Annotated in this window: 4 protein-coding genes; 2 read left to right on the forward strand and 2 right to left on the reverse strand. The window is 40.2% G+C overall.

Going from position 1 to position 3,437, the window contains the following annotated elements; translation table 11 throughout:
* On the reverse strand, positions 1-315 hold a 315-nt coding region (locus tag ACRCJ0_RS10810; RefSeq protein WP_431390439.1), incomplete at its 3' end, for a MurR/RpiR family transcriptional regulator.
* Between the two features lie 214 nt (positions 316-529).
* Here ACRCJ0_RS10810 and ACRCJ0_RS10815 point away from each other — a divergent pair.
* The gene (locus ACRCJ0_RS10815) at positions 530-1,543 is read left to right on the forward strand and encodes a Gfo/Idh/MocA family oxidoreductase (RefSeq protein ID WP_431390440.1); all 1,014 of its coding nucleotides are present in this window, start codon (positions 530-532) and stop codon (positions 1,541-1,543) included.
* A 29-nt stretch (positions 1,544-1,572) separates the two neighbouring features.
* Positions 1,573-2,547: a Gfo/Idh/MocA family protein gene (locus ACRCJ0_RS10820; protein ID WP_431390441.1), complete on the forward strand. Its 975-nt coding sequence runs from the start codon at positions 1,573-1,575 to the stop codon at positions 2,545-2,547.
* 69 nt (positions 2,548-2,616) lie between these two features.
* Here the strand turns inward: ACRCJ0_RS10820 and ACRCJ0_RS10825 are convergent, their stop codons facing one another.
* A complete protein-coding gene (locus ACRCJ0_RS10825) occupies positions 2,617-3,354 on the reverse strand; it encodes a glycerophosphodiester phosphodiesterase (RefSeq protein ID WP_431390442.1) in 738 nt (245 codons plus the stop codon).
* Positions 3,355-3,437 lie beyond the last annotated feature (83 nt).

A 3,437-nucleotide genomic window follows, 5' to 3' on the forward strand; every position in this document is an offset into this window, starting at 1 on the left:
TAAACTAGCCATTTTGTTGGCAATATCACTAGTCGAATCTTCCGGTACGAAGGGAAAATTGGCATCCACAGCCTCTTCCTTGAACCGGTCCTGCTGAGCATAGGCTATTAAAGCCACCCTAAAATCCCTGAAACCTTCATAACCTAACTTTTGGGTAAAACGGACAATCGCTGAATGCGAAGTATAGGTTTTGGTTGCTAAATCCGTCAAATTAAACTGGCTGGTCGCTAAAGGGTTGCTCAAAATATAAGCCGCTATCCGCTTTTCATTGGGGGTAAATTGTTGATTATTTTTAAGTGCTTGCACTAAATGCATTTTCTCACCTTTTCCTGAAAGGGTTTTATACTCATAACATTGTACGCTATCTGCCTGAAAATTGGTATGGAAGATGTCTTTTTGGTCAAAATGTTCAAAAGCTTCCTTTAAATTGACCCCTTCTTGGCAGTTACTACCAGAATAACCAAATCGCTATCATTTTCCCATCAATACCGCTATATTTAAGATAAATACATTTATGGAGGTTATATTCATGTTAAATATTGCTTATATTGGAAACGGTAAATCCACCAACCGCTACCACCTACCCTTTTCTAGCCGCCTACCGGAAATTGTCAACATTCAAACAATTTACTCGCGGTCTGGGAAAAGTGCTTGGCCAGCCCTTGAAGACGTCCAATACACGAGTAACCTAGATGACATCTACAAAGATGAAGCTATCAACCTAGTTGTCATCACCACACCTAGCGCCAGCCACTATGATTTAGCCAAACAAACCCTTGAAGCTGGCAAGAATGTCCTGGTGGAAAAACCATTTGCGGAAACCCGTGATCAAGCCCAAGAATTATTCGACTTAGCCAAAGAAAAGGGCCTATTCATCCAGTGCTACCAAAATCGTCGCTACGATTCTGACTTCCTAACTACGCAAAAAGTCATCGAATCAGGCGTCCTTGGTGATCTGATCGATGTCGAAATTCACTACGACCGTTATAATCCTGAATTTTCAGAAAATTCAACTTATAGTTTAATCGATTCCTATACTTACGGCCTTGGTTCTCATTCCCTTGACCAAGCCATTTCTTACTTTGGTATACCTGACGACGTCCACTTCGACACCCGTCAAATTCTTGGTGCCGGCAAATTAAATGACTACTTTGACTTTGATTTAAACTACGGCAATTTAAAAGTGGCAGTAGCCGGTTCATTGATGCGGTTTGAAGCCAGACCATCTTTTGCCATTTACGGCAAAAGAGGTGTCTTCATCAAGCAAACAAAAGACCGTCAAGAAGACCACTTAAAATTAAACTACACGCCTGATGAACCTGGTTTTGGACAAGACTTACCTGAACACTACGGTACTTTAACCTACCTTGACGACAATGGCATCTACCACAAGGAAGCGGTTGTTTCTGAAGTTGGCGACTACCGTCAAGTTTACCGCGATATTTATGAAACAATTGTTAACGGCAAAGAGAAAGTCGTGAAAGATGAAGAAACCTTGTTAGTCATGCAAATTATGGAAGACGGTCAAGTCGACTTACATTAATTTTGACCCACTAAAGAAAGGAAATGATTATGAAATTAGGAATTTTGGGTGCTGGTAAGATTGTCGTGGATTTCCTATCAATGGTCCACGATATCCCAGCTATAGAATTGGTTGCCCTTTTGTCATCTGAAAGATCATTGGTTAAAAACCAAGCAATGGCGGACGAACACGGAATCAATCAGGTGTTTACGGACGTGGCAGACTTACTAGCCAGCGATATCGATACCGTCTACGTGGCCTTGCCCAACCATCTGCATTATGAATTTGCAAAAAAGGCACTATTGGCAAATAAAAACGTGATATGTGAGAAGCCATTCACCTTAAACTTGGTGGAGCTTGAGGAATTGGAAACCATCGCTTTGGAAAAAGATTTGGTATTAGTAGAAGCAATTACCAACCAACACTTCCAAAACTTCAAAGCACTGAAAGCAGACTTGACTAAACTGGGGACCGTCAAAATTGTTGAAGCCAACTACTCACAATACTCAAGCCGGTATGATGCTTTTATGGACGGTGAAATTTTACCAGCCTTTGATCCCAAAAAAGCTGGTGGTGCCTTAATGGACATCAATATTTATAACGTCCATTTACTCGTCGGCTTATTTGGCGCACCAAAATCAGCGACATATTATGCCAATGTAGATCGGGGAATCGATACATCTGGCATGTTGATCATGGATTTTGAAAATTTTAAAGCGGTCTGCATCGGGTCAAAAGATACCGACGCCCCAATTAAATCAACCATTCAAGGACGAAACGGTGCCTTAATTATCGATGGCCCAACCAATTCATTGGCTTCTTATGATTTGGCCTTGCGCGGAGAGTCTTCACAGACAACCGACAAACGAATTCACAACCACCGTATGTATGAAGAATTTGTTGAATTTGAAGACATCATCCGTACTCACGATATGGACCGGGTTAAAGCAAACTTAGCCCACTCTAAGGCGGTTATGGCAGTCATTGACCAAGCACTTGCTTCAGCAAATCTACAACTAGGATAATAACCACTAAAGTATACGACAAAAGCCTATGGCATCCACGATTGGGACCATAGGCTTTTCCTTTGTAAATTATTTTGATGCGTTTAAAGTTTCTAGTCCTAAGGCCACATCATCGGTAATGATATTGGTTACTTTAGCATTAATTAGTTTTTCCATATCTTCAGATTGGTTTACAGTATAGGTGTTAATCCCGATATTGTTGGCTGCAAGATTGTCAAAATCTTCGGACTCTAAAGTCATAAAGAACGGGTGGTAGAATTCATGCACGTGACTTGCTGTATAATCACCTGGGTTCAACATGCCACTCATAGTTAACAGACCCGTTTTTAAGGCCGGATTTACCTTTTTGGCATCATTCATGGTGTGGTGTTGGAAAGAAGATAAGACAACTCGATCAATTAGGTCATATTGTTGGATTAGGTCATTTACTTTTTCAATAAGACCATCATAACGGAAAATATTGGTTTTTAATTCAATATTGACCATGATGTCCAAGGGTTGGAACCACTTGAAAAATTCTTCGAGTGTTGGGATTTGAATGTCTTCAGTTACTTCAAATTGACCTTGGTATTTGCCATAAAAACAGAAGGTTTTTAATTCCGCTAAGGTCATATCTTTAATAAAACCTGTGCCATTTGACGTCCGGTTAATGGTTTCATCGTGACAAATCACAACCTCACCATCACTCGTTAATTGTACATCAAGCTCAATACCTGTGATGTCAAACTTAGCTGCTTCTTTAAAAGCGAGCATGGTATTTTCAGGGAATAACTTTGAATAGCCTCGGTGGGCAATAATGCCTGTCATAGGTTCACTCCTTATTCTTCGTGGTAACGACGGTTTAAGATTGAATTACCTGTTGTTTTATCAAATAAGTATGCTTTATTTAA

Source organism: Aerococcus sp. L_32 (assembly GCF_050689315.1).

What these genes read in the sequence shown, in the direction of transcription:
- ACRCJ0_RS10820 (WP_431390441.1), top strand. Translation starts at nt 1,573, where the DNA reads ATGAAATTAGGAATTTTGGGTGCTGGTAAGATTGTCGTGGATTTCCTA.
- ACRCJ0_RS10825 (WP_431390442.1), bottom strand. Translation starts at nt 3,354, where the DNA reads ATGACAGGCATTATTGCCCACCGAGGCTATTCAAAGTTATTCCCTGAA.
- ACRCJ0_RS10815 (WP_431390440.1), top strand. Translation starts at nt 530, where the DNA reads ATGTTAAATATTGCTTATATTGGAAACGGTAAATCCACCAACCGCTAC.